The 23,319-nt window shown below is 68.1% G+C and carries 20 protein-coding genes; 6 read left to right on the top strand and 14 right to left on the bottom strand.

Features of this window, described 5'->3' with window-relative positions; translation table 11 throughout:
* The first annotated feature begins 14 nt into the window (after positions 1–14).
* Positions 15–1,841 (top strand): AMP-dependent synthetase/ligase, encoded by a 1,827-nt coding sequence (locus tag ACTICP_RS03060; RefSeq protein WP_441889377.1) that lies wholly within the window; start codon positions 15–17, stop codon positions 1,839–1,841.
* 43 nt (positions 1,842–1,884) lie between these two features.
* Here the strand turns inward: ACTICP_RS03060 and ACTICP_RS03055 are convergent, their stop codons facing one another.
* The 3 genes from ACTICP_RS03055 to ACTICP_RS03045 are packed head-to-tail and all read right to left on the bottom strand — an operon-like array spanning position 1,885 to position 7,307.
* Entirely contained in the window at positions 1,885–2,382 is a 498-nt protein-coding gene (locus tag ACTICP_RS03055) for a peptide deformylase (protein WP_441889375.1), read from the bottom strand.
* A complete protein-coding gene (locus ACTICP_RS03050; RefSeq protein ID WP_441889373.1) occupies positions 2,382–3,857 on the bottom strand; it encodes a MinD/ParA family ATP-binding protein in 1,476 nt (491 codons plus the stop codon). The genes ACTICP_RS03055 and ACTICP_RS03050 overlap by 1 nt, the downstream gene beginning before the upstream one ends.
* A gap of 42 nt (positions 3,858–3,899) precedes the next feature.
* Positions 3,900–7,307 carry a pyruvate carboxylase gene (locus ACTICP_RS03045; RefSeq protein ID WP_441889371.1) on the bottom strand — a complete coding sequence of 1,136 codons (3,408 nt, stop codon included), beginning with the start codon at positions 7,305–7,307 and terminating at the stop codon, positions 3,900–3,902.
* Positions 7,308–7,400: 93 nt separating this feature from the next.
* Here ACTICP_RS03045 and ACTICP_RS03040 point away from each other — a divergent pair, with 93 nt between their 5' ends.
* Positions 7,401–8,213 (top strand): ParA family protein, encoded by an 813-nt coding sequence (locus tag ACTICP_RS03040; protein WP_441889493.1) that lies wholly within the window; start codon positions 7,401–7,403, stop codon positions 8,211–8,213.
* A gap of 202 nt (positions 8,214–8,415) precedes the next feature.
* Here ACTICP_RS03040 and ACTICP_RS03035 read toward each other — a convergent pair whose 3' ends face one another.
* The 3 genes from ACTICP_RS03035 to ACTICP_RS03025 form a co-directional block, all read right to left on the bottom strand.
* Positions 8,416–8,961 carry a MerR family transcriptional regulator gene (locus ACTICP_RS03035; protein ID WP_441889369.1) on the bottom strand — a complete coding sequence of 182 codons (546 nt, stop codon included), beginning with the start codon at positions 8,959–8,961 and terminating at the stop codon, positions 8,416–8,418.
* A 117-nt stretch (positions 8,962–9,078) separates the two neighbouring features.
* Positions 9,079–9,768 (bottom strand): transcriptional regulator FtsR, encoded by a 690-nt coding sequence (gene ftsR / locus ACTICP_RS03030; RefSeq protein ID WP_441889367.1) that lies wholly within the window; start codon positions 9,766–9,768, stop codon positions 9,079–9,081.
* Entirely contained in the window at positions 9,768–10,253 is a 486-nt protein-coding gene (locus ACTICP_RS03025) for an FHA domain-containing protein (protein ID WP_441889365.1), read from the bottom strand. Before ACTICP_RS03025 ends, ftsR begins: the two co-directional genes overlap by 1 nt.
* A 100-nt stretch (positions 10,254–10,353) precedes the next feature.
* Here ACTICP_RS03025 and ACTICP_RS03020 point away from each other — a divergent pair, with 100 nt between their 5' ends.
* Both ACTICP_RS03020 and lpdA read left to right on the top strand, forming a co-directional pair.
* Positions 10,354–10,995, top strand: coding sequence for a copper resistance CopC family protein (locus ACTICP_RS03020; RefSeq protein WP_441889363.1), 642 nt, complete (start codon positions 10,354–10,356; stop codon positions 10,993–10,995).
* 9 nt (positions 10,996–11,004) lie between these two features.
* Complete coding sequence (gene lpdA, locus ACTICP_RS03015; RefSeq protein WP_441889361.1) at positions 11,005–12,402, top strand: dihydrolipoyl dehydrogenase; 1,398 nt, start codon at positions 11,005–11,007, stop codon at positions 12,400–12,402.
* Here the strand turns inward: lpdA and ACTICP_RS03010 are convergent.
* Complete coding sequence (locus ACTICP_RS03010) at positions 12,392–13,969, bottom strand: FAD-dependent oxidoreductase (RefSeq protein ID WP_441889359.1); 1,578 nt, start codon at positions 13,967–13,969, stop codon at positions 12,392–12,394. The two genes, lpdA and ACTICP_RS03010, sit on opposite strands and share 11 nt — an antisense overlap.
* The gene (locus ACTICP_RS03005) at positions 13,966–14,574 is read right to left on the bottom strand and encodes a TetR/AcrR family transcriptional regulator (protein WP_441889357.1); all 609 of its coding nucleotides are present in this window, start codon (positions 14,572–14,574) and stop codon (positions 13,966–13,968) included. The genes ACTICP_RS03010 and ACTICP_RS03005 overlap by 4 nt, the downstream gene beginning before the upstream one ends.
* Before the next feature lie 20 nt (positions 14,575–14,594).
* On the opposite strand from ACTICP_RS03005, the gene ACTICP_RS03000 reads away from it, so the two are divergent.
* Complete coding sequence (locus ACTICP_RS03000; protein WP_441889355.1) at positions 14,595–16,226, top strand: FAD-binding oxidoreductase; 1,632 nt, start codon at positions 14,595–14,597, stop codon at positions 16,224–16,226.
* 1 nt (position 16,227) lies between these two features.
* On the top strand, positions 16,228–17,127 hold the full coding sequence (locus ACTICP_RS02995) for a diacylglycerol kinase (RefSeq protein ID WP_441838981.1): 900 nt from the start codon (positions 16,228–16,230) through the stop codon (positions 17,125–17,127).
* Here the strand turns inward: ACTICP_RS02995 and ACTICP_RS02990 are convergent, their stop codons facing one another.
* The 6 genes from ACTICP_RS02990 to ACTICP_RS02965 all read right to left on the bottom strand — a co-directional run bounded on the left by ACTICP_RS02990 (position 17,128) and on the right by ACTICP_RS02965 (position 23,293).
* Positions 17,128–19,392 carry a TIM-barrel domain-containing protein gene (locus ACTICP_RS02990; RefSeq protein WP_441889353.1) on the bottom strand — a complete coding sequence of 755 codons (2,265 nt, stop codon included), beginning with the start codon at positions 19,390–19,392 and terminating at the stop codon, positions 17,128–17,130. It lies immediately after the preceding gene.
* 22 nt (positions 19,393–19,414) lie between these two features.
* A complete protein-coding gene (locus tag ACTICP_RS02985; protein ID WP_441889352.1) occupies positions 19,415–20,524 on the bottom strand; it encodes an FAD-dependent oxidoreductase in 1,110 nt (369 codons plus the stop codon).
* Complete coding sequence (locus ACTICP_RS02980) at positions 20,511–21,182, bottom strand: methyltransferase domain-containing protein (RefSeq protein ID WP_441889350.1); 672 nt, start codon at positions 21,180–21,182, stop codon at positions 20,511–20,513. The genes ACTICP_RS02985 and ACTICP_RS02980 overlap by 14 nt, the downstream gene beginning before the upstream one ends.
* Positions 21,183–21,223: 41 nt before the next feature.
* Positions 21,224–22,378: a type III polyketide synthase gene (locus tag ACTICP_RS02975; RefSeq protein ID WP_441889348.1), complete on the bottom strand. Its 1,155-nt coding sequence runs from the start codon at positions 22,376–22,378 to the stop codon at positions 21,224–21,226.
* A 62-nt stretch (positions 22,379–22,440) separates the two neighbouring features.
* Positions 22,441–23,088, bottom strand: coding sequence for a CYTH domain-containing protein (locus ACTICP_RS02970; RefSeq protein WP_441889346.1), 648 nt, complete (start codon positions 23,086–23,088; stop codon positions 22,441–22,443).
* A complete protein-coding gene (locus tag ACTICP_RS02965) occupies positions 23,081–23,293 on the bottom strand; it encodes a response regulator (protein WP_441889344.1) in 213 nt (70 codons plus the stop codon). Before ACTICP_RS02965 ends, ACTICP_RS02970 begins: the two co-directional genes overlap by 8 nt.
* Between the last annotated feature and the right edge of the window lie 26 nt (positions 23,294–23,319).

Genomic DNA, 23,319 nt, shown 5'->3' with positions numbered 1-23,319 from the left:
CCGAAGGAGTTGCCGTGGTCCAATTCGAAGTTCCCGCGATCGTTCCCGCCGATCCCGAAGCGAACATCACCGATCTTCTGGTGAAGCGCGTCGAGGCGACGCCAAACCTCGCCCTGTTCTCCGTTCCGGAAGGGGAAGGCTGGCGCGACATCACCGCAGCCGACTTCCAGACTGCCGTGATCGCCCTCGCCAAGGGCTTCGTCTCGGCCGGCATCCAGCCCGGCGACAAGGTCGGGTTCCTGGCTCGCACCACCTACGAGTGGACACTGGTCGACTTCGCACTGTTCTATGCCGGCGCGTTGATGGTCCCGATCTACGAGACCAGCTCCCCGGCCCAGATTCAGTGGATCATGGAGGACTCCGGTGCGATCGCCCTCATCGTCGAGTCAGCGGAGCACTTCGTCAAGGTCGATGAGATCCGCGGCGACCTGCCCCTTATCCGCGAGGTCTGGCAACTGCACCTCGGCGCGATCGACACCTTGACGGCGGCTGGCGCCGGCGTCGAAGATGCCGAGATCGAGCGTCGCCGCAACCTCGCCGTCGGTTCCGACATCTCGACCCTGATCTACACCTCCGGCTCCACCGGCCGGCCCAAGGGCTGCGTGCTCACGCACAGCAACTTCGTCGAGCTCTGCCGCAACTCCGCGAAGTCGCTGGACAAGGTCGTGCAGACGAAGGGCGCATCGACCGTGCTCTTCATCACGACCGCGCACGTGTTCGCACGCTTCATCTCGATTCTTAACATCCATGCGGGCGTCCGCACCGGCCATCAGCCTGACACGAAGCAGCTGCTGCCGGCGCTCGGATCGTTCAAGCCGACCTTCCTCCTTGCCGTGCCTCGTGTGTTCGAGAAGGTCTACAACTCCGCCGAGCAGAAGGCCGAGGGCGGCGGAAAGGGCAAGATCTTCCGCGCCGCCGCTGCGGCGGCGATCGAGCACTCGCGTCTGCTCGAAGAGGGCAAGAAGGTGCCGTTCGGCCTCAAGATCAAGTTCGCGCTGTTCGACAAGCTCGTCTACAACAAGCTGCGCGAGGCGATGGGCGGCAACATCCAGTACGCCGTCTCGGGGTCAGCACCGCTCGGTGCGCGTCTCGGCCACTTCTTCCACAGTCTCGGCGTCGTGATCCTCGAGGGCTACGGTCTCACCGAGACGACGGCCCCCGCGACGGTGAACCTCGCCGACAAGTCGAAGATCGGCACCGTCGGCCCCGCGCTTCCCGGTGTCGGCGTGCGTCTGGCCGAAGACGGCGAGATCGAGGTCAAGGGCATCAACGTCTTCAAGGAGTATTGGAACAACCCCGAGGCGACGGCCGAAGCATTCGACGACGGATGGTTCCACACCGGCGACATCGGCAGCTTCGACTCCGAGGGGTTCCTCACGGTCACCGGCCGCAAGAAGGAGATCATCGTCACGGCCGGCGGCAAGAACGTCGCACCCGCCGCGCTCGAGGACCCGATCCGCGCGAACCCGATCGTCGGGCAGGTCGTCGTCCTCGGAGATCAGAAGCCGTTCATCTCGGCTCTGATCACGCTCGACCCGGAGATGCTTCCGACGTGGCTGGGCAACAACGGCCTGCCTGCGGACATGCCGTTGACGGATGCCGCCAAGAATGAGGCCGTCCGCGCCGAGGTGCAGCGGGCCGTCGACATCGCGAACAACAATGTCTCGCGCGCCGAGTCGATCCGCAAGTTCACGATCCTCGACAGCGAGTGGACCGAGGAGAGCGGTCATCTGACCCCGAAGCTGTCGATCAAGCGCAACGTGATCGTGTCGGACTTCGCCGACCAGATCGCTGAGATCTACGACGAGCCCGTCAAGACGACGAACGTCGCCATCGGCTGATCGTGAGAGGCGGGTCAACGCTGCTGCGCAGCATTGACCCGACTCACGTCAAGAACCAGTCACTCTCCCGCACTTCGCGCATGGCGCGTCTGCGATCTTCGGGCGTGAGTCGGGACAGGTACAGCATCCCGTCGAGGTGGTCGGTCTCGTGCTGCAGTGCCTGCGCGAGCAGCCCCTCGCCTTCGAGGACGACCGGGTTCCCTTCGAGGTCGATGCCCTCGACCCGCGCCCACGGATGCCGGAGCGCATCATGCCAGAGACCGGGCACCGAGAGGCATCCCTCCCCTGTCGGCACGGGTTCGCCGCGCACCTCGGTGAGCACCGGGTTGATGACGTAGCCGATATCTCCATCGATGTTGTAGCTGAATGCACGTGCAGCAACACCGATCTGGGGTGCTGCGACACCGGCACGACCGGGCAGCTCCACGCTGTCGACGAGATCGGCGATGAGCGACCGCACACCGTCATCGATCTCGTCGATGGGTGCGCACACGGATCGCAGTACCGGGTCGCCGAAGACCCGGATCTCACGAGCGGTCATCAGGCAGCCCTCGCCCGCAGCCCCTCGATGAGCAGTGCCGCCAGTTCGCGGGCAGCCTGCCGTGTCTCGGGCTGCAGATTCGCGAAGACAATCGCTCCCCCGCCGGCGATCTGGCTGTCGTACGGCATGCGCACGACGTTCCTGGCGCGGGTCTTGAAGTGCGCCTCCAGCTCGTTGAGGCGCACCAGGGGGCTGCCGGGGGTGGACTGGTTGAGGACGATGACGGCGTTGCGCGCCTGCTCTTCGCGACCGTTGGTCTCGAGCCACGTCAGCGTCTCAGATGCCAGACGGGCCTCATCGACACTGAGCCCCGACACGATGACGATCTGATCCGCGATATCGAGCGTTGCGTCCATCACCGAGTGGACGATCCCGGTTCCGGTGTCGGTGAGCACGAGCGAGTAATAGTGCGCCGCGACATCGGCGACGTTGCGGTAGTCCTCATCGCTGAACGCCTCGGCGATGCGCGGGTCGACATCGGATGCCAGCACGTCCAGGCGTGTGGAATCGCGGGCGACGATCGCCGAGATGTCGTGGTAGCCCTTCACCTCGTCATGGATGCGCACGAGGTCGCGCACCGACTTTCCGGCGCCCGAGCGGACGATCCGGTCGGCGAGGGTTCCGCGGTCGGGGTTGGCGTCCACAGCGATCACACGATCTTCGCGGGCGTCTGCCAGCGCCATGCCCAGCAGCGCCGTGATGGTCGTCTTGCCGACGCCGCCCTTGCGTGAGAGCACGGGGACGAAGCGGGCACTGCCGCCCAGCGGACTCGCGATGCGCGCGGTGAGAGCCTTGCGCTCCGTAGCTCGCTTGCCGTCACCGATGTTGATGCGACGGCCTGAGAGAGTGTAGAGCAGGTGGCTCCAGGCGCCCTCAGGCTCGGGCTTGACGACCTGGCTGGGGTTGAGCAGGCGGTCGGCCGTCAGAAGGTCAGCGGTCTCCCGGTGGGAGTGGCCGCGCTGGTCGTCGAGACGCTTCGACGCGAGCACGACCTCGGCCGCCTCGGCATCCCGAGCGGGCTCGGCGGCCACCGCGGGCGCGGGCGCCACAGCGGCGACAGGTGCGGGCTCCGGCTCAGGCTCTGGCGTGGGTTCCGGTGCGGGCTCGGGCTGTGGCGCGGACTCCGGCTCCGGTTCGGGCTCCGGCTCTGGTGCAGACTCCGGTTCCGTCACGGGCTCGACGTCGGCGGGCTCTTCGATCGGCTCGGCGTCGTGGATGTCGGATGCCGTGGCCCCGGCATCCGATTCCGCGCTGATCTCCACCTCGATCACGCCCTCGAACACCTCCGTCGGGATCTCGCCGTCGACGACGGAGTCCTCCGCGAGGTCATCATCGTCGTCCCCACCGCCCGGCAGCGTCACGCGGACCTGCGCGGTCTGTCCGAGGATGCCGAACGAGGTCGTATCCAGAGAGGCCGCCTCATCGAGGACGCCGAAGTCGTCGCCCTCCGGGTCGGTGTTGTTCTTCGATGTCACTTTCTCACTCCAAGCCTGTGCGAGCGCGTCGCCCGCACAAGATTACTTGGCCGGAGTGATGACGACCAAAAGATCACCGGCATCCACCTGCTGCGTCGCGCCGATCGCGAGGCGTTCGACGACTCCGCCGACGGGGGCGGTGATGGCCGCTTCCATCTTCATCGCCTCGATGGACGCCACCGATTCTCCGGCACGGATCGTCGTGCCGACCTCGACTTTCAACGAGACGACGCCCGAGAACGGAGCCGCCACCTGCCCAGGCTTCGAGGTGTCGGCCTTTTCGACCTCATGCGCGTCCACCGCAACGGTTCGATCACGCACGAACACCGGCCGCAGTTGGCCGTTGAGCGTGGTCATCACCGTGCGCATGCCGCGATCATCGGCCTCGCCGATCGCCTCGAGACCGACATAGAGCTGCACGCCGCGGTCGATCTCGACGAGATGCTCCTGCCCCTGGACGAGCCCGTACAGGTAGTCGGCAGTGTCGAGCACGGACAGGTCGCCGAACAGCTCGCGCTGCTGGGCGAAATCGCGGGTCGGAGCGGGGAACAGCAGCGTGTTCAGCCGATCGCGCCGCTCGGCACTGGAGCCGCCGAGCGCCTTCTCGTCGTCGGCGGAGATCTCGGTGAGACCGACCCGCACCTCGCGCCCGGCCAGCACCTTGGAGCGGAACGGCTCCGGCCACCCGCCGGGAAGGTCTCCCAGCTCTCCCGCCATGAAGCTCACGACCGAATCGGGCACATCGTACTTCTCCGGATTCGCCTCGAAATCGGCGGGGTCGGCCCGGACCGCTGCGAGGTGCAGGGCGAGATCGCCGACGACCTTCGACGACGGCGTCACCTTCGGCACGCGGCCGAGGATGCGGTCGGCGGCGGCGTACATGTTCTCAATGAGCTCGAAATCATCGGCAAGGCCCAGCGCCTTGGCCTGCTGACGCAGGTTCGACAGCTGGCCGCCCGGGATCTCGTGGTGGTAGACGCGCCCCGTCGGCCCGGGAAGCCCCGACTCGAACGGCGCGTACTGATTGCGGACCGCCTCCCAGTACGGCTCGAGATCCGAGACGCCACCGAGGTCGATGCCGCTGTCGCGATCGGTATGGGCGAGAGCGGCCACGAGAGATGAGAGCGACGGCTGGCTGGTGGTGCCCGAAAGCGGGGCGGATGCCGCATCCGCAGCATCCACGCCGGCGGCGCTGGCCGCGAGCAGGGTTGCGAGCTGACCGCCGGGGGTGTCGTGCGTGTGCAGATGCACCGGCAGCTCGAAGCGGTCGCGCAGGGCGGTGACGAGCTTCGCCGCCGCCGCGGGGCGCAGCAGCCCCGCCATGTCCTTGATGGCGAGGACGTGGGCACCGGCATCCACGATCTGCTCCGCCAGGCGCAGGTAGTAATCCAGCGTGTACAGGTCTTCGGCCGGGTTCAGCAGGTCGCCGGTGTAGCACAGCGCCACCTCGGCGACGGAGGTTCCCGTCGCGCGTACCGCATCGATGGCCGGGCGCATCTGCGAGACGTCGTTGAGGGCGTCGAAGATGCGGAAGATGTCGACGCCGCTCGCGGCGGCCTCGCTCACGAAAGCCTCGGTCACCGCCGTCGGGTACGGGGTGTAGCCGACCGTGTTGCGCCCACGCAGCAGCATCTGGATGTTGATGTTGGGAAGCGCGGTGCGCAGCTTGTCGAGCCGCTCCCAGGGGTCTTCGCCGAGGAAGCGGAGCGCGACGTCGTAGGTCGCCCCTCCCCAGGCCTCGACCGAAAGAAGTCCGGGGGTGAGTCGCGCGAGATACGGAGCCGCAGCGACGAGGTCTTTGGTGCGCACCCGGGTCGCCAGCAGCGACTGATGCGCGTCGCGGAAAGTGGTGTCGGTGATCGCCAGAGCCGCCTGCTCGCGCAGGCTGCGGGCGAATCCCTCCGGGCCGAGCTCCTGCAGCCGCTGGCGGGAACCGGCGACGGGTTCTGAGTTCAGGTCGATCTGCGGCAGCTTTTCAGCGGGAGCGATCGCGCCGGGGTGCTCACCGTTGGGCTTGTTGACGGTGACGTCGACGAGCCAGTTCAGCAGCTTCGTACCGCGGTCCTTCGAGACACGACCCTGCAGCAGATCGGGTCGCTCATCGATGAAGGAAGTGCTCACGTCGCCGGCGACGAAGGCCTCGTCGTCCAGCAGGGCCTGCAGGAACGGGATGTTGGTGGAGACCCCGCGGATGCGGAACTCGGCCAGCGCGCGGCGGGCCCGTCCTACAGCGGCAGGGAAGTCACGCCCGCGACAGGTCAGCTTGGAGAGCATGGAGTCGAAGTGCGGGCTGATCTGCGCGCCCTGGTGCACGGTGCCGCCGTCCAGACGGATGCCGGCCCCGCCGGGCGACCGGTAGGTGGTGATCTTGCCCGTGTCCGGCCGGAATCCCTGCGTCGGATCCTCTGTGGTGATGCGGCACTGCAGCGCCGCGCCGCGCAGGCGGATGTCGCCCTGCTGCAGACCGAGCTCGGCGAGTGTCTCACCAGCGGCGATGCGCATCTGCGTCTGCACGAGGTCGACGTCGGTGATCTCCTCGGTCACGGTGTGCTCGACCTGGATGCGCGGGTTCATCTCGATGAAAACGACCTCGCCCGTGCGCTCCCCCGCCGTCTCCAGCAGGAACTCCACCGTGCCGGCGTTCTCGTAGCCGATCGAACGGGCGAAGGCGATGGCATGGCCGTGCAGAGCGGTGCGGATGCTGTCATCGAGGTTCGGCGCGGGGGCGATCTCGACGACCTTCTGGTGGCGGCGCTGTACGGAGCAGTCGCGTTCGAACATGTGCACGGTCTCGCCGGTCTTGTCTGCGACGATCTGCACCTCGATGTGGCGGGGCCGGAGCACTGCCTGCTCGAGGAACATGCGCGGGTCTCCGAATGCGCTCTGTGCCTCGCGCATCGCCTCGGCGAGGGCCGGAGCGAGTTCGCTCTTCGACTCGACACGGCGCATCCCGCGCCCGCCTCCGCCGGCGACCGCCTTCGCGAACAGCGGAAAGCCGATCTCGTCGGCCTGGGCGACAAGGGCGTCGACGTCGTCAGAGGCTTCGGTCGAGCGCAGGACGGGCACACCCGCCTCGATCGCGTGGCGCTTCGCCTCGACCTTGTTCCCGGCCATCTCGAGCACGTTCGACGGCGGGCCGATGAAGACGATCCCGGATGCTGCGGCACGCTCAGCGAGGTCGGGGTTCTCGGAAAGGAATCCGTACCCCGGGTAGATCGCATCTGCACCGGATTCGCGGGCGACGCGGATGATCTCGTCGACATCGAGGTACGCGCGAACCGGGTGTCCTCGTTCGCCGATCTCGTACGCCTCGTCCGCCTTCAGCCGGTGCTGTGAACCGCGATCTTCGTAGGGGAACACCGCGACCGTGCGCGCCCCCATCTCGAACGCCGCACGGAATGCGCGGATCGCGATCTCTCCACGATTGGCCACAAGGATCTTCTGGAACATGCACACCTCTGATAGCTCGATGTGCGGCACGATCGACGCACACGGGGCGGGGCTGAGTGTTTTCCAAGCCTAGAGGAAGGTAACGTGGTCTCCGTGCACGTACTCAGCGTCAGCTCTCTCAAAGGCGGTGTCGGTAAGACGACCGTGACTCTCGGCCTGGCCTCCGCGGCCTTCGCCCGGGGCATCCGTACCCTCGTCGTCGACCTCGATCCGCAATCAGACGTCTCGACCGGGATGGACATCCAGGTCGCGGGGCGCCTGAACATCGCCGACGTGCTCGCCAACCCCAAAGAGAAGGTGGTCCGCCAGGCGATCACCGCCAGCGGTTGGGCGAAGGTGCACCCCGGAACCATCGACGTGCTCATCGGCAGCCCGTCGGCGATCAACTATGACGGCCCGCACCCGAGCGTGCGCGACGTGTGGAAGCTCGAAGAGGCGCTGGCCGCCGTCGAGGCCGACTACGACCTCGTGCTCATTGACTGCGCTCCGTCACTGAATGCCCTCACCCGCACGGCCTGGGCCGCCAGTGACCGCGTCATGGTCGTCACGGAGCCCGGACTGTTCTCTGTCGCCGCCGCCGACCGCGCGCTGCGCGCGATCGAAGAGATCCGCCGGGGGCTGTCACCGCGACTGCAGCCGCTCGGGATCGTCGTGAACCGTGTGCGACCCCAGTCGATCGAGCACCAGTTCCGCATCAAAGAACTGCGCGACATGTTCGGACCGCTCGTGCTCTCGCCGCAGCTGCCGGAGCGCACATCGCTGCAGCAGGCGCAGGGGGCCGCGAAGCCGCTGCACATCTGGCCGGGAGACTCCGCTCAGGAGCTTGCGGGCGACTTCGATCTGCTGCTGGATCGCATCATTCGCACCGGCCGAGTGCCTGTGCAGGAAGTCGGCGCGCAGGCCTGAGGCGGGCCCGTTTCGACTCGTCGCTGCGCTTCTCGCTCAACGCGTTTCGTCGCGGTCGCCTGCGGCTCCCTTGCTCAACGACCCGCGAACGCTACGCCCCACGGAGACACAACGGGCGTTGAGCGAGCGTCAGCGAGACGAAACGGGTTGAGCGAGCGCAGCGAGTCGAAGCCTCGACCTCGGCCGCGACCCCGACGCCCCGCTACGCCGTGCGCTTCGCGCGTCGCGCGGACAATTCGTCGACCGGGTCGGGGGCCGTGGGGTCGAACTCGACCAGCGTCGTCTCGACCTCGCGCAGCACCTTGCCCACGGCGATGCCGAACACGCCCTGGCCGCGACTGACGAGGTCGATGACCTCGTCGTTCGAGGTGCACAGGTACACCGAGGCTCCGTCGCTCATCAGCGTGGTGCCGGCGAGATCGCGGATGCCGGCGGCGCGGAGCTGGTCCACGGCCGTGCGGATCTGCTGCAGCGAGATGCCGGTATCGAGCAGTCGTTTGACGAGCTTGAGCACCAGGATGTCGCGGAAGCCGTACAGACGCTGCGACCCGGAGCCGCTCGCACCGCGCACGGTGGGCTCGACGAGTTCGGTGCGCGCCCAGTAGTCGAGCTGACGATAGGTGATGCCAGCGGCGCGCGCCGCCACGGCGCCACGGTAGCCGACCTCGTCGTCCATGGCGGGAAGACCGTCCGTGAAGAGGAGTTCGGTCACGAACTGCGGGTCGCCTGCACGCTCATCCGCACTCATATGACTTCCTCTCTGATGGGTTATCCCCCACGCTAGAGCAGTGCCCGATCCCGGGCAACGACATCCGCATCGGGTCGAAGGTGTGTCGCAACCTGTTCGTTACGAAAGCGCCGGTCGCTACGAGAGAACGCGGCTGAGCGCCTCGCCGACGAACACCGCGCGCACCTCACCGATCTTCGTCGCCAGCTCCGGTGCCATCTCGCGCGCCTTGCCGCGGGAGGTGGCGTCGGTTCTGCGCAGCAGCGCCGACATGGCCGATTCAATCAGGGACACCTCGCGCTCCGCACTCTGCCGCAGGGTGCGCAGGTGTCGCGGCTCGATGCCGTGACGGTCGAGAGCGACCAGGCCCCGCAGCAGCGTGACGGTCGATTCCGGGTAGGTCTCGGCGGCAGCGATGATGCCGGTGCTGATGGCGTCATTGAGGATCTGCGGTCCCGCACCGGCGGCAGACAGCAGCTCACCGCGCCGATACCGGCGCGGTGCCGGTGCGATCGACTGCGGTGGAGCGAAAGCCGGACCGGTGCGACCATTGGCCTCGGCCTCGTCGAGCTGCTCGCGGATGACGCTGAGCGGCAGATAATGATCGCGCTGAAGTGTGAGCCCGATCCGCAGTCTCTCGATGTCGGACTGCGAGAACTTCCGGTACCCGGACTCGGTGCGCGAGGGACTGACGATGCCCTGCACTTCGAGGAAGCGCAGCTTGCTCGAAGTGAGATCAGGAAAATCCGGCGTCAGCCTGGCGAGCACCTGACCGATACTCAGAAGACCCGCGGACGCTGAGCGATCGCGGGCAGGAAGTGCCGCCATCACTCAGTCGCCGCAGCGAGATCGATGGGTGAGACGAAGAAATTCAATCGGAATTTGCCGACACGCAGTTCATAGCCGTTGGCCAGAGCGCTGCGGTCGACGCGCTCGCCGTTGACATAGGTGCCGTTGAGCGAACGCTGGTCGACGATCTCGAAAGCGCTGCCCGAACGGGTGATCTCGGCGTGACGACGCGAGACAGTGACGTCGTCGAAGAAGATGTCCGCCTCGGGGTGACGTCCGATCGTGGTGACGTCGGTGTCGAGCAGGTAACGCGCGCCGGCTAGGGCACCGGAGCGAACCAGCAGCAGCGCGGAGCCGGAGGGAAGCGCGGCGATGGCCCCCTGCTCGACATCGGTGAGCTCGGCACCGAAGGGCACGAAGGAAAGGTCGGAATCATGTCCGAACGTCTGTGTGGCATCGCTCCGCTGCTCTCCGTCGCGGTGAATAGCCGCGTCGTTCGCCGGTCGGCTCTCAAAATCTGTCACGGTGGCCCTCCTTCCGATCCAGACTAACGGATCGGCTGGCCGACGAGCGAGGGTGTGTGCGACTCAACGGGTGCACATCGCGATTTCCTATGCTTGAGTTGTGCGCACCCTAACGATCTCCCGCTCCACCGCCCCTCTCATCACCGCAGTGACACTGCTCGTCGCGTTCGTGCTGCTGTTCGCCTGGCCGCAGTCCGCGGCCGCGCACGACACCCTCATCGACTCCACTCCTGCCGCCGATTCGACCGTGGACACACTGCCGGAGGAACTCACCCTGACGTTCAGCGCCGTGCCGATCGGCGGTGAAGGATCGACGGAGATCGTCGTGACAGATGCCGCTGGCGAGTCGGTCACAGATGGCGCCGCCGCACTCGACGGAGCCATGGTGACCCAGCCGCTCGTCGCCGAGGCAGATGCCGGCGAGTATCACGTGCTCTGGAAGATCGTCTCCAGCGACGGACACCCCACCTCGGGAGAGTTCACTTTCACCGTGACGACGAGCACGGTCACCTCTGATCCCTCCGCCGCCCCCACCGCCGAGGAGACCGTCGGCCCGGCGCCCGATGAGACGCAGTCAGCCGATGCGCCCGAAGATTCGAACGTGGAGTCCCCGGCCGGATTCTCTCCGGGCTGGCTCATCGGCGGAGCCGTCGTCGTGCTCATCGTGGTGGTTCTGCTGTTCCTTCTGCTGCGCCGTCGCAAGCCCGCCGATTCCGAGTCGGACGACCCCGCAGAGCGCTAGGCTTAAGGCATGCCACACTACGACGTCGTCATCCTCGGCGCGGGCCCCGGCGGGTACGTCGCCGCAGTCCGCAGCGCACAGCTCGGACTGTCCACCGCGATCATCGAAGAGAAGTACTGGGGAGGTATCTGCCTCAACGTCGGCTGCATCCCCTCCAAGTCGCTCCTGAAGAATGCCGAGCTCGCTCACACCCTGAACCACAAGGCCGACTTCTTCGGCATTTCGGGTGATTTCACCATCGACTTCGGCAAGGCGTTCGACCGCTCGCGCGAGGTCGCCGATGGCCGGGTCAAGGGCATCCACTTCCTGATGAAGAAGAACAAGGTGACCGAGTACGACGGTCGCGGCACCTTCACCGGACCGAAGGCGATCTCGGTCGCGAAGTCCGACGGCTCCACCGAAGAGGTCACGTTCGACAACGTCATCATCGCGACCGGCTCGAAGGTACGTCTGCTGCCAGGCGTCGAGCTCAGCGAGAACGTCGTCACCTTCGAGGAGCAGATCCTCAGCCGCGAGCTGCCCGAGTCGATCGTCATCGTCGGCGCCGGCGCCATCGGCATGGAATTCGCATACGTCCTGACGAACTACGGCGTCAAGGTCACGATCATCGAGTTCCTCGACCGCGCGCTCCCCAATGAGGACGCTGACGTGTCGAAGGAGATCACCAAGCAGTACAAGAACTACGGCGTCGACATCCTGACCTCCACGAAGGTCGAGAAGGTCGTCGACAACGGCTCCTCTGTCACCGTCACCTACACCGGCAAGGATGGCCAGCCGGCGTCGATCGACGCCGGCAAGGTGCTCATGTCCGTCGGGTTCGCCCCGAACGTCGAGGGCTACGGACTCGACAAGACTGGCGTCGCCCTCACCGAGCGCGGTGCTATCGATATCGACGACCACATGAAGACGAACGTCGACGGCATCTACGCCATCGGTGACGTCACGATGAAGCTGCAGCTCGCCCACGTCGCCGAGGCCCAGGGCGTCGTAGCGGCGGAGACCATCGGCGGCGCCGAGACCCAGACCCTGGGCGATTACCGCATGATGCCTCGTGCAACGTTCTGCTCGCCGCAGGTCGCCTCGTTCGGTCTCACCGAGCAGCAGGCCAAGGACGACGGGCACGACGTCAAGGTCGTCACCTTCCCGTTCATGGCCAATGGCAAGGCGCACGGCCTGGGCGAGCCCGTCGGGTTCGTGAAGATGATCGCCGACACCGAGCACCTCGAACTGCTCGGCGCCCACATGATCGGCCCGGATGTCTCCGAGCTCCTCCCCGAGCTGACGCTGGCTCAGAAGTGGGATCTCACCGCTCTCGAGCTCGCGCGCAACGTGCACACGCATCCGACGCTGTCGGAGGCACTGCAGGAGGGCTTCCACGGCCTGGCCGGCCACATGATCAACTTCTGAGGTCTTCGAGCGTCTCTGCGACGACCTGCGCGACGACCTCGGCCGCGGCCGCCCGCTCTTCGGCAACCAGCCCGATGCGGGTGCGCCGGTCGAGGACGTCGTCCGCGTCGAGAGCACCCTCCGCGCGCACGGCGAACGCGACCTCGGCCCGCACGACGTCGATCCCGTCGGCCACGCGCTCGGCGCCACTGGTTCCTCCGGCGGCGAGAACGGATGCCGCTTCCGCGCCGTAACGCGCGCGAAGCGCTGACGACGGGCGACGGGCAGCGCCGGCATCCGGGATCGGCACCGGCGAGTCGGGCGCACCGACGAGTGGCAGGCGATCGGTCCGGCATCCGGGGTCAACGAGCCCTGCCTGCTGCAGCGCGAGACCGACGGCGTCCTTCGCCATAGCGCGATACGTCGTCAGCTTTCCACCGAGGATGCCGATGCTCCCGTTCGACGACACCTCGACGCGGTGGCGGCGCGAGATGTCTGCGGTCGACTCGCCCGCGCCGGACTCGACGAGCGGACGCAGGCCCGAGAAGGTTCCGCGCACGTCCTCGCGCGTCAGCGGTCGGTTCAGCGCTCGGGACACGGTGTCCAGGAGGAAATCAACTTCGTCATCGGTCGCCGTCGGTACATCCGGAACCTGCCCCGGAGCGTCGACGTCGGTGAGTCCGACGATCACGCGCCCGAGTTGAACGGGCAGCGCGAACACGAATCGGCTGATGGAACCGGGGTGCGGAACGGTGAGCGCTGCGGTCGGGTTGCCGAGCGCCGCGGCATCCAGCACCAGGTGGGTTCCCCGGCTCGGCCGCAGTCGGATGTCGGGATCCAGCTCGGCCGCCCAGACACCGGCGGCATTCACGACGGCCCGAGCGCGCAGGCGCAGCGAGCCCCCGCCGACCTCGTCGTGCAGTGTCGCACCGCCGCCGTCGACGTCGGCCGCCCGGGTTCGGGTCAGCACCGTCGCGCCGTGGGCAGCGGCGGTGCGTGCGATGGCGGTGACCAGACGTGCGTCGTCGATGAGCTGACCGTCCGTGCTGACGATCCCGCCGCGCAGACCTCGTCGGCTCAGAGCGGGGAAGATCGCCACGGACTCGGCCGGTGACACCCGGTGCGGCCGCGGCAGCACCGAACCCGGCGTCCGCGCCACGCGGCGCAGGCCATCGCCGAGCCAGAAACCCAGACTGCTGATCACGCGCTGCGTGGTCGTCACACCCTCGACGTACGGCAGCAGCTGCGGCAGCGTGCGAGTGAGGTGCGGGGCGATGCGCGTCATGAGCAGATGCCGCTCGCGCGCGCTCTCCTGCGCGACTGCGAAGTCTCCCGACGCCAGATAGCGGAGGCCGCCGTGCACGAGCTTCGAACTCCACCGGCTCGTTCCGAAGGCGAGATCCTGTGCTTCGACGAGGACGACGGAGAGGCCGCGGCTCGCGGCATCCAGGGCGACGCCGGCGCCGGTGATCCCACCGCCGATCACAAGAAGGTCGACCTCGCCGTCGCCCGCGAGCGCGTCGAGCTCGCGCGAGCGCCGAGCGGCGTTCAGCATGGATGAGGCGCGCACGCCGTTCTCGCGGGTCATGATCGCAGGTATCCGTCCACGGCGTGGGCGAGCTCGGCGCGCCATTCGGCCGCTCCGATCAGCGATGAGACCGCGTTGTGCGAGAGGACGGCGGACTGCACGATGAGCAGGAGCATCACGGACATGTCGTCCGCATCGCCCTCCCGCACCGTTCCGCCGTGCTGTCCGCGTGCGATGGCTTCGGCGAGCCAGCGGAGCATGACGCGCTGGCTCGATCCCACACGCTCGAGGCTGTACTGGGTGAACGCCTCGGGCTCTCTGGCCAGCAGCCGCTCGAACACCGGGTCGGCGGCGAATGCATCGGCGAAGTCGAGGATCTCGTCGACGAACTCGTCACGAGCGCTGATCGCGGGTGAGAAGCGCGCCAGGATCGAGACGGTCTGGCGAAGCAGCGCCGCTCGCACCACCTCGTCGACACCGGGCCAGCGACGGTAGATCGTCGGCCGGCTCACACCGGCTTCCCGCGAGAGCTCGGCGATGGTGAGACCGCCGGTCCCGCGCGTGGCGATGAGTGCGGCAGCGTGATCGAGCAGCCGCGCCTCGACCTCGTCCCAGACCGGGAGCTGCTCGAGGAATGAGCTCATGACATCTTGACGTTCTTTCATGATGTGTCACACTGTAACGCATGACGACGGAAACGACACCAGCAGCGACGATGCGATGGAACGGTTGGGGCGACCCGGCGCTCGCGAAGGATCTGCCGCTCGCCGTGCGCGCACTGCTGCCCACGGTCCTCGGCAAGGTGCACCGTCCGGACGCGGCTGTCGATCTCTCGGATGTGCGCATCGCCGCCTCCGCACTGACCGCGGACGACCGGGCGGCACTGGCCGCGATCGTCGGCGACGCGCACGTCAGCACCGATAACGAAACGCGGATCCGCCATGCCGGGGGTCGGTCGACGATCGATCTCATGCACCGGCGTGCCACCGATCAGGATGCGCCGGATGCTGTCGTCTCCCCCGCTGGTCACGACGAGGTGCTCGCCGTCATCATGCTCGCGGCAGAGCGCTCGATCGCGGTCGTGCCGTTCGGCGGCGGCACGAGCGTCGTCGGCGCGCTGGACCCGGAGCGCGGCGACCACCGCGCTGTGATCGCCCTCGACCTGCGACGGCTCAGCGGCCTACTGCACCTCGACGAGGTCAGCGGCGAAGCACGGTTCCTCGCCGGCACCACCGGCCCGGAGGCCGAGCGTCTGCTCGCCGAGCGCGGCTTCGAGCTCGGCCACTACCCGCAGAGCTTCCTCTACGCCACGCTCGGCGGTTTCGCCGCGGCGCGCTCGTCGGGTCAGAACTCGGCAGGCAACGGCAGGTTCGACACGATGGTCACGGCGTTGCGCGTTGCGACGCCGACCGGCGAGATCGCGCTCGGCGGGGCCCCGGGAACCGCCGCGGGCCCCGACCTCATGCGGATGTTCCTCGGCTCAGAGGGGATCCTCGGGGTGATCACCGAGCTCCGGCTGCGCGTGCACCGCCTGCCGGAAAGCCGCATCCACCAGGGGTGGACATTCCCCGACTTCGCGACCGGCGTCGATGCGCTGCGACAGGTCGCACAGCTCGGCACGGGACCGACGGTGATCCGTCTCTCCGATGAGGCCGAGACCGGGATCGGACTCGCGCAGCACGGCAAGATCGGCAAGGCACTGTCGAAGGGGTGCAGTGCGGTGACAGTGTTCGAGGGCAGGCCGGAGGTCGCTGCCGCCCGCCAGGCGCTGACCGAGCGCGTGCTCACCGCCGCGGGCGGACGGTCTTCCGGCGCCTCTCCGGCCGAAGACTGGGCAAAGGGCCGCTTCGGCGCGCCGTACCTGCGCGATGCGCTCATCGATCACGGGGTGTTCTGCGAGACGCTGGAGACCGCGACCGTCTGGGCGAACATCGACCGACTGAAGACCGCGGTCACCGAGACGCTCCGTGCCGGCTTCGCCGACCACGATGCGAAGTCCCTGGTGATGTGTCACATCTCGCATGTGTACCCCACCGGCGCCGCCCTCTACTTCACGATCATCGGGAATCTGAAGGGCACCGAAGAGAGCGACGTCCTCGCGCAATGGGACACGATCAAGTCGCGGGTGAACGACACGATCCTCGAAAATGCCGGCACGATCAGCCATCACCACGGTGTCGGCCGCGATCACGCCCCCTGGTTGGCGACGGAGATCGGCGACGGCGGCGTTCGGATGCTGCGGGCGCTCAAGACCGAACTCGACCCGACCGGGATCATGAACCCCGGCGCGCTGCTCGCGGCTCCCCAGGCGGGCTGACGTGCGGAACGTCCACGTTCTGATCAACCCGGATGCCGGGCGCGGCACCGGATCCACGAGAGCGGATGCCGCGATCACGGCGCTGCGCGCGCGCGGGCTCGACCCCGTCATCCACTCCGGCGCGTCACCCGAGGAGTCGTGCCGACTCGCAGCTGTTGCTGTCGCGGCGAAGCCGGACGCCCTCGTCATCGTCGGTGGGGACGGAACGCTCTCGACCGTGGTGGACGTGCTGGCCGGCTCCGGCGTCCCGCTCGTCCTCGTCCCGGCCGGGACCGGCAACGACCTCGCCCGTTCGCTGGGCATTCCGTTCGGTTCCGACGAGGCGGCGGCCGACGCCGCAGCCGCCGCTGTCGACGGCGTCGTACGATCCCTGGATATCGGCCAGGCCATCTGCGCGGACGGCATGACCCATTTCCTCACGGTCGCGGCCATCGGATTCGATGCCAAGGTCAGCGAACGCACCAACCGGCTGCGGTGGCCGCGCGGGCGCGCCCGCTACTACCTGGCGCTGGTCATCGAACTGCTGCGCCTGGCACCGATGCGCTTCTCCCTGCGCGTCGACGGCACCGACAGCCCGGTCTCCGACGGCACGCTCGTCGCGGTCGGCAACACGCGCAGCTACGGCGGCGGGATGCCCGTGTGCCCGGATGCCGATCCGCATGACGGGTTGCTCGACGTCGTCCATGTCGCGGCGATCGGGCGGTTCGAGCTGATCCGTTTCTTCCCGCATCTGCTGCGCGGCACACATGTGCAGCTTCCGCAGGTCACGACGATGCGCGGAAGCGAGGTCGAGGTCTCAGCCCCGGGGCTCGTGGTCTACGCCGACGGCGAGCGCGTCGGGACCGAGAGCGTCCGGATCCGGGTGGTCGCCGGAGCGCTCAGCATTCTGCTGCCGGAGTGATCAGTCTGCGGCGAACCCCGCGAGGTCGTTCGCCGCAGCGGTCCCCGCACGGACGAACAGTGCCGGCCGTCCGAGCTGCGCATCGACGTTCGCCCGGATCACCGACGAATCGTCGCCGAAGACCTCACCGGTCCAGATGTTCTGCCAGCGGCCGGGCGGGAAAGCGACTTCCACCGTGTTCGCCCCGGCGGTGAGCACGGGCGCGAGCAGCACGTCCGGTCCGAGCTGCAGCTCATCGTCGGCGCCGCCGTTCAGATCGGCAGTGGAATCCAGCATCCAGGGGTGCTGCACCGCTCCCGCGAGTGGCCCCTGGGCGGCCAGGCGCTCGCGCTCCGGCGCCAGCGCGACGAACACGCGGGTAAGATCTGCCAGGCGCGCGGCGAGCACTGCGTCTTCGGCGGGCTGCGAGGAGAATGCCGGACGGTTGCCCTCGTGGGTGCGGAACACCGGCTGCAGCAGAGACGCCTCCGCCCACCGCAGCACGAGCTCGTCGTCGCGGACGACATCGGGGATGACGGGCAGCTCGACGCTGGTGTACCCGCCGATGTCGCCGTGCACCTGCGCCATGCCGCTCGCCGACAGCGCCTGGGTGAGCGTGACGGTCGACGCGAGCCCATCGGTGCGCGACCAGTCCTGGGTCTGATCGCCCAGCCACAGAGCATCCGCTGCCCCGGCCGACACGGTACCGCCGCTGCGGTGCCAGACGAATCCGTCATCGGTGAGTCCGGCGAGCTCCAGCGCCCGCTCGTTGACCTGCTGCCACAGCACCGGCCACTGCACGCGCCAGTCTGCGCCGGAGCCGCCTGCGAGCACGGCATCCAGCGGTGGGCCTTCGGCGAAATCCGCCATCCAGCCGGATGCTCCGGCACCGGCGACCTCGTCGGCGATGACCTGCGCGAACCATTCGCGGGCGTCGGGATTCGACAGATCGACCGTGGCCGCAGTGAATCCGTGCTGGTCGGCATCGATCACGGCGCCGTCCTCGTCCCGTGCCAGGTAGCCGGCAGCGGCCGCCTCGGCATAGAGGTCACGACCGCCGCGCTCGGCCGCGGCCGCACCGCTGTCGACCGAGAGCGACGGATTCACGTAGGTGAGCACGCGAATGCCCTGCTCCTCAAGATCGGCGACCAGTTCGTCCCAGCCGGGGTACTGCTCCTCGTCGAGCTCCCAGTTCCACTGCAGCCGCTCGCCGAAGTCGGTCGTGCGTCTGCCCACCCAGTCCTGCAGCCAGACGGCGGCAAGCGGAACGCCCGCCTCTTGCAGCGTGCCGACCTTCGCGCGCACCTCTTCGGTGCCGCCCTGGATTCCGGCGATCATCCCCGTCGAGGTCCATGCCGGAGCAGGCTCAGCCGCACCGATCCACTCGGATTGGATGGCTACCGCCTCAGCCGGTGTCGCCGCGGCCGTGAGTGAGAACTCGGCCCGGTCGTCCCAGACCTCCCAGATCATCCGATCGTCGGGTCGCAGGTCGACCGACGAGATCGCATCGCCCCGGTAGACGAGACTGCGCGCACGGTCGGTGACGTTGACGGCGCTCGGGAGATACGTCGTGTCCTGCCCCCCGGCCGAGCTCGCCGCGAGATCCACGAGGAAGGACAACGGCTGCTCTCCGCGCCCGATCCCCTGCTCGCGCGGGATGAGCGGAATGCGGTCGCCGCGCAGATCCCACCCGGCGGACTGCGCACCGAGTCCGTGAACACCTTCATCGGCCTCCAGCGCCGCGGAGAGATACAGACGGTTCGCGGCGGGATCGACCGAGACCGCAGCATCCAGTCGGCCCGGTGCGCGCTCGGTCAACCGCATCTCCCAGATGAGGTCGTCGTCGAAGGTGCCGCTCAGCAGGAGCGAACCGTCCGGATCGGCGGTCGCAGAGACGACGTGCTGATCCGCCCAGGCTGTGGTCTGATGATCGCTGACGCGTACGAGGCCCAGATCGTCGACGAACTGCGCGTCGGCATCTGCCGCGTTGAGAAAGGCCTCTCCGGGCACCGTCTCCCACACCGCGGCTGCCGCATCCGGATGGGTGATGTGCAGGGCGGTGTCGAGGCGGACGGTGAAACCGCCGACCTGCCACTCCCCCTCGGCCCCGTCCGCAAGCAGCTCACCGCGCGGCGGATCGGCGAGAGCTGTCGACGGCGCCGGCAGTCTGAAGATGACGAACACGGTGCCGAGGATCGCTGCGGCGACGACAAGTGCGAGAGCTGCGAGTCCGACTCGGCGTCCGATACGCCCACGACGGCGAGGGACGGCATCGTTGTCGGTCACCCGTTCAGTATAGATTCGCCGCTCACGCGCCCCGCATCGTGATCATGTCGGCCGTTCGACGGCGCAGGGGCGCCGTGCCGAGCGCCCCGATCACGACGTTGCGCCCCCACAGCACGGGGCCGCGGGCCGGACGCCCCATCGTCATGTAGAAGAACGAGCGGCGCTGCGCCCCGGCGACAGCGCGCATCGTGGGGCGCTCGTAGTCGCTCAACACCAACACCCCGGTACCGAGAGAGCGTTCGATGGCCGCGGCAAGACGGCCTGCCGCCGCCCAGCCGAGGTTCATCCCCTGCCCGCCGATGGGGCTCGTCTCGTGCGCGGCGTCGCCGACGAGGACGATCCGTCCGGCCGTGAGACGTGACGCACGATGCTGCCTGGCCGCGAAAACAGTCGGCGCAGTGCCGTCGGGCAGGTCGAGACGGATGCCGGTGCGTCGACGGATCGCATCGATGAAGGTCGGCGCATCATCGAGCATCCGCTGCGGATCCGAGGCGACCCACCGCCGCCGGCCCTCCGGAAGCGGGAACGATTCGACGAGCCCGGCAGATTCGCAGTGCAGCCGCGCGCGCAGGTCGGCGTGAGCATCGGGGACATCGACCATCGCGTACCATCCGGTGCCCGGTCGCTCACGCCAGTCGATACCGAGCTGACGACGGATGCCGCTGCGCACCCCGTCGGCGGCGATGACGAACGAGGCGGTTTTCTCTCTGCCTGTCTCGAACGACAGGCTGACGGCTGCACCCTCGTCGTGCACCCGGGTGACGCGGTGGGCGAAGTGCAGCGCTCCTTCCTGCAGCCGCGACAGCCGTTGCCGCAGCAGCGCGTCGGTACGGTGCTGCGGCAGGATCAGCACACGCTGCGCTGCGGTGAACGAGAGCGACGCGAGGATGCGGCCGTCGCAGACGACGTCGCCGCCCTCGAGCGCGAGCGCCTCGGCGCGCACCTCGGCACTGATCCCGGCATCGTCGAGCGCGGCACGACCGGGCGGATGGATGCCGATCGCCCGAGAACGGTCGTCAGCGCCCGCACGCATCTCGTACACCGCGACGTCGACGCCGCGCTGCGCGAGCAGACAGGCCAGGAGCAGCCCGACCGGCCCTGCGCCGACGATCGCGACGTCATGGTCGGGCATCCCACGCCTCCCATCGCAGTTCGAGTCGCGCAGGGATCGCCCGCCGCACCTGCCATCCCGGTGGTGCGATCGCCGTGAGCTCCGACGCCGTGTACGCACGGCGGATGCTGGTGAGCCCGTCATCGCGGATGAACGAGTCCGCGAGCAGATTCCTCGCGAACGGCAGCGTCCCGGCCGCGAATCCCCAGTACGCGAACCGGCCGCGTTCGATGTCGCGGTGCAGTACGAGCCCGTCGTCCGCGGCGAGCGCGACGGAGTCCGCCAGGACCGTCGGCAGTTCCGTACGGGACAGGTGATGCAACAGATGGTTGGAGATGACGATGTCGAAGCGGTCACCGGCATCCACCAGCGCGGTCGTGCTCGCACACCGGTATTCGACCCCGCCTCCGCGCGGGCGCGCCCAGCGGATCGCCCGCTCGTCGGCATCCAGCGCCGTGATCGAGACCGGCAGAGCATCGCGGCGGGCCCACGCGGCGAGCGCCCGCGACACGTCTCCGCCGCCCGACCCGACGTCGAGCAGACGGATCGGCTTTCGTCGGGCTCGCGGGCGGATGTCGCGCCGGTACACCGCCCGCCACCGAGAGACCACGGCGTTGACGAGCGGGAAGCGCTCGTAGGTCCGCTCCAGCATCCGGGCATCCGCTGCGGGGTCGTCCATCAGTTCTCGTGCGTCGACCGCGCGGGAGGAGAGGTCTGCCATCACGTGGGCGCGACGACGGTCAGGAGCGCCGCCTCTGCCGTCAGGCCGGGCCCGAACGCCATCGCCGCCACCCGGTCGCCGTCGCGGGCGCCCTCCTGCTCCAAGATGCGCCGCAGCACGAACAGCACGGTGGCGCTGGACATGTTGCCGTACTGCCGGAGCACCTTTCGTGCGGGGCCGAGCTGCTGCTCGGAGAGGCCCAATCGCTCCTCGACGCGATCCAAGATGCTGCGCCCACCCGGGTGAATCGCCCAGTGTGCGATCTGTTCGCCGATCGTTCCGTCATCGAAGGCCGTGGCGAGCTCTGCCCGGTCAGCGTACAGCGGGCGGAGCGCGTCGAATATGTGGTCCCCGATGAGCTGCGGTACCGCGGTCGACAGGATCATCTCGAACCCTTCGTCGCCGATCATCCAGGCCATGTCCTTCTTGCCCTCCGGGATGATCCCGGTGTGGAAGCGGTCCAGCGCGAAGCCCGGTACGGCGGAGACGAACTTCCGCGCGGTGACGAGACCGGCGGCCGCGCCGTCGGCGAACAGCGATGTGGCCACGATCATGTCGGGGTCCTCGGAGGAGCGCAGGTGCAGAGTGCACAGTTCGACGCTGACAACGAGCACCACAGCATCCGGATCGGCGGCGCAGAACTGGCTCGCGGCTCGCAGCGCGGGCACCGACGCGTAGCATCCCATGAACCCGAGGTGATAGCGCTGCACGCTGTCCGCCAACCCGAGAGCGCGCACGATCTCGTAGTCGGGGCCGGGTGCGTAGAAGCCGGTGCACGACACGGTGATCACGTGGGTGATGTCGGCGGCGGTGATGTCCGGGTCGGATTCGAGGCTCCGCCGAGCAGCGTCGACGTAGAGCTTCCATGCCTCGCGCACGTAGATCTCGTTGCGTACCTTCGTCGCCGGCGACAGCAGCGCTCCGCTCGCCCGGTCATAGAACTGCGGCGATTCCGCGTCTGAGATTAGCGACAGCTCGTCGAGCACGGTGTACCGGGTGTCGATCCCCGAGCCGTTGAACGACGCCGTCACGATGCGCTGGGCCAGCCTGCCGAGGTCGGGTTGAGCGGCGAAGACGTCGCGCACCTCGTCCTGTCGCAGCTCGGTGTCGGGGACGATCGTCTGCAGCGAGCGCAGTATGGCGGAGTGGCTCATGAGGTCACTCAAGCACGCCGGCTCCTCCGGCAGAAGGGGGTTGCGTCAGAAAACCGAGGTCGTCAGTGGCCGAGTGCGCGGGCGAGCTTCGAATCGGATGCTGCGGGACGGGCGCCCGCGGCGAAGACGACGTTCTCGACCGCCGCGAACAGGGCGGTGCGCCCCGCCTCGTCGGTCGGAGCGGCCGGGCCCAGCTCGACTTCCCACTCCCGCCATTCGCGCGGTACGGGGGTATGCGGTGATTCCGGCCGCCGCAGATCCGTGGCGCGGACACGATCGTCGACGAACTCGGCGATGACACCGTCCGGCCCGGTGAGCAGGTAGGCGGTTCGGCTGTTCTCAATGCGCGCGAGCGGTGTCAGCGGCGCGGTCGTCCAGCGGACGAGGGCTGCGGTGACGGCATCCGGGATCGCACCGTCGTGATCGGGGCCGCCGATATCCAGCGGCCAGGCGATCTCGAGGCGCCCATCCCCTTCGCGAGGACCCTTGATGTGCCAGCCGGCATCCGGTCCGCCCGTGCGGCGGCGCACGGCGACGCCCGCGCGGGCGAGATCCGTATCCGTCGTGTCGAAATAGCGGGCGTCGAGCTCACGCAGCTCGCCATCGGTGACGCTGTCGACGGCGTCGATCCCGATCCATTCGGGCAGCGGCGTACCGACGTCGACGTCGTACTTGCGCTCGATCTCGACAGTGCGGGTGCCCTCAGTCATCGTCGAGGGTGAGATCTTCCAGCGACTCGTCGAACCAGTAATCGATCTCGGTGGGGCCGTCGTCGGTTCCGGTGTTGTGCGCGTCGCCACGGCGGTCGTAGACCACCTGCGTCTCGCTGTAGGGGACGATCAGTCGGTCTTCGACGTCTTCGATGGGAACGATCTGCCCGTCCAGCGGGCCGCCGTGGAGTCGTGCGATTGCCATGAGCACACCATAGTCCTCTTCACCGC

It is taken from the genome of Microbacterium sp. (assembly GCF_052102115.1).
Classification (GTDB): domain Bacteria; phylum Actinomycetota; class Actinomycetes; order Actinomycetales; family Microbacteriaceae; genus Microbacterium.
Note: the sequence above shows the minus strand (reverse complement) of the source record. Positions and strands in the feature narration are given on the sequence as shown.